This is a genomic window from Cupriavidus sp. CuC1 (genome assembly GCF_044627735.1).
Classification (GTDB): domain Bacteria; phylum Pseudomonadota; class Gammaproteobacteria; order Burkholderiales; family Burkholderiaceae; genus Cupriavidus; species Cupriavidus ulmosensis.
The window spans coordinates 1-2,933 of the sequence record NZ_JBIUHC010000334.1 but is presented as its reverse complement, the minus strand read 5'-3'; the positions used below and the strand labels follow the sequence as shown (position 1 = coordinate 2,933).

General features: G+C 60.9%; 2 protein-coding genes and 1 pseudogene. All 3 read left to right on the top strand.

The genetic code is table 11. The features are described 5' to 3' along the window. Positions 1-299: 299 nt before the first annotated feature. Positions 300-408 (top strand): annotated as a pseudogene (locus tag ACGLHR_RS51290) (MarR family transcriptional regulator); the annotation flags it as partial. A 250-nt stretch (positions 409-658) separates the two neighbouring features. Further along, a complete protein-coding gene (locus ACGLHR_RS51285; RefSeq protein ID WP_400103741.1) occupies positions 659-1,759 on the top strand; it encodes an NAD-dependent epimerase/dehydratase family protein in 1,101 nt (366 codons plus the stop codon). Then, a complete protein-coding gene (locus ACGLHR_RS51280; protein ID WP_400103739.1) occupies positions 1,756-2,235 on the top strand; it encodes a hypothetical protein in 480 nt (159 codons plus the stop codon). The genes ACGLHR_RS51285 and ACGLHR_RS51280 overlap by 4 nt, the downstream gene beginning before the upstream one ends. Positions 2,236-2,933 lie beyond the last annotated feature (698 nt).

Below are 2,933 nucleotides of genomic sequence, written 5' to 3'. Positions count from 1 at the left end.
ACATAGGACTCCATCTCGGGCTTGGGTGAAGGCGGCTAGACACCGGTATACCGCGGCGACCGGCCGCTCCCGGCCAGTATCGGCCGTTCGCTGGCGTGCGCCCGCAGCCGCTCAAACGGCCGGTCCGCAGTAGGCAGCCGACGTTCACACGCCAATCACTCTCGTCGCGCCATCGGCCTTTGTGCCGCTCGCCGCGATCGCATGCCACCTTGCAGGCCAGCCCAGGCTGGCGGTCAAGCTACCATTCTTCAGTTATTTCTGTCTTGACAGAAATAACTGAAGAACCTAGGCTTCTAGCCATGGAACTTACACCCATCTCCGAACGTTTCATTCTCCACCGGGGAGAAATGGGTACCCGTTGGGGCGTGAACCGGACCGTGGCGCAAATCCACGCACTGCTGGCTGCCCGTCGTAGGCTTCAGCTTCTTATGGCCGACATGGCTGCCCTAGCCCTGGCCGCCGGCCGGAGTACGCTGCCACGGCGCTACTGGCGTTGCGCGCGGCGGTGGGAGTGGCTCGGATACCCGGCCTTCGCCTCGATGATTGCCGTGTACTTCCCTGATGGTGACCAACCCCACACTGGCGGGGCCATGAACAGCACCGCCAAGATCATCCCGGCGCTTGCGGTGCGGATCAAGCAGCAGATGGAGGAGCAAAGATGAGGATCGTGGTACTCGGCGGCACAGGCAATTTTGGGGCGCGAATCTGCAGAAGCCTCGCGGCAGACGTCGGGCATGAGATCATCGCCACGCGACGCAGCGAGGGTTCATGGTGCAAGCCGTCGTGGACGCAGGGCGTCCGCACTGCCACGCTAGACATCCTCTCACCCAATTTCCGGACGGACCTTGCTGAGCTGCGACCGGAGTTGGTTGTCCATTGTGCCGGACCGTTCCAGGGGCAGGACTACCGCGTTGCTGAAGCCGCATGCGCGCTCGGCGCGCACTACGTCGACCTTTCCGATGGCCGCGACTTTGTCGCCGGCTTCGCAAAGCATCTGGACATCTGCGCACGCAGCTCCGGAATCTGCGCCGTCAGCGGCGCGAGCAACGTGCCCGCACTATCCAGCGCAGTCGTGGACAAGCTTTCGGCAGGCTTCTCCCTGGTGGATTGCATCAGCGTGGCGATTGCGCCGGGCCAGCAGGCGCCCAGGGGCGTAGCCACACTCAAAGCTGTATTCAGCTACGCCGGCGCCCCCATCGCGAGGTGGGAAGATGGTGCATGGCGGGAGGCATATGGCTGGCAGGATCTGCGCACCATGATGTTCCCCGGTCTGGGTAAGCGCTTGGCTGCCGCTTGCGATGTCCCTGATCTCGCGCTATTTCCACAGCGGTACCCATCCGTGCGGACCGTAGAATTTCATGCTGCGCTCGAACTGCGAATCCAGCATGCGATGCTGTGGCTTGCCGGGGCACTACGCCGGTACGGCCTGACCGTTCCACTTGTGCGCGGCGCGCGGCTGCTCGACCGCATGTCAACGATGCTGCTGGACCGGTTCGGCAGCGAAAACGGGGGCATGCGGGTCAGCGTGAGCGGCGTGCGCCCCGACGGGACACCGGGCCAGTCTGTATGGCACCTGACTGCACCACACAAGAACGGGGCCGAGGTGCCCTGCATGGCGGCATTGCTGGTCACTCGCAAAATACTTGCTGGCGCGCCACCCTTTCGCGGCGCCCGCGCCTGCATGGGGCTGCTCGACCTGGCGGAATTCGAGCCGCTGTTCCGCCTGTGGGGCATCAGTACATCTGTCGAAGAGCAATGACCATGGCCAGACGATGCCTAATTCTGACCGTGCCCGGCTCAGCCGCCAACGCCTTCGAGGTATTCCACAACCACGAAAAACGCCTTCTCTGGGATACCCTGATTTCATCCGCGCATATTGAAGGCGGCGGTACACATCCTTATATCGGAGCGATAGCCGCCAACAGGGGGCGCGGCTGGATGCGCAGTCTCAGGATGCGTACGCAGTTCGTGAACTACCGCCCCTCTGAGATTGCGGCAGCAGCAAGTGTTTGCCCCTCGGGTCTGATCGAGTTCTGGGCGGCGTCGATGCGCCATCGGGATATTGCGGCAGGGCAGTCAGAATTGATCTATACGTTCAACATCAAACTGCGGCCATTCCTGCGCATCTTTGACCCGCTGGCGGCATGGATCTTCGAGCATGAATCCCGACGGCGGTTTGCGGCGATGGCGGATTATCTGCGCGGGATCTACGTTGGTGAGATTGCCAGTAAATGATATCGGCGTACCAATGCCATCCCTTATCCGGTCATGATGCGCTTGCCTCGCAAGGCGAGCAGGTATCTGCCGCCTTCCCGGCTCCACACAAGTCCAGCAACTTAAGGACCACGTCAACACGCATCCACCAGGCTTGCAGGGCGATCGGCTGTCACCGTGACAGTCGATGTAGCCCATGAAGCAACAATTGACTCGTCCGTTGTAAATGGCTGCTCAGGAACTGGCGGACGTCCGAATAGGCCGACGAGCGGCAGGCATTTCTGCGTGAACGAATGGCAGTTAAACTTCGAGAACGGACGTTGCCGTCGCGGAGACCCGAATGGCAGCAACGGGTCGATTTGGGACGATCAGCAGTGCGCGGCCCGTGGGGGCTCGACTTTGCGATGTAGTGTTCGATGAGCGCGTCAACGAGAATGCACGGAATCTTCTTATCGATCAACAGCTTAAGCCGTCTTTGGGTAAGTTCTCAATAACCCGGGGTAGCCCCGCTGGGGCTTCTCGCGGCAGGACCATCTTTCCCAGAGGCTGGTCATGTTGGATCGAAGCGCTCCCGAACCAGCTTGTTCGATCCTAATCTCAAGCGACAATGTGACGAATTTCGCTTGTAAACGGCGGAGGGCAATGTTAACTTCTGTGGCACCGAATTCCTCCTCGTTGCCAGGTCGTCATCTTGAATAAAATCACCCTGCCGGAAATTC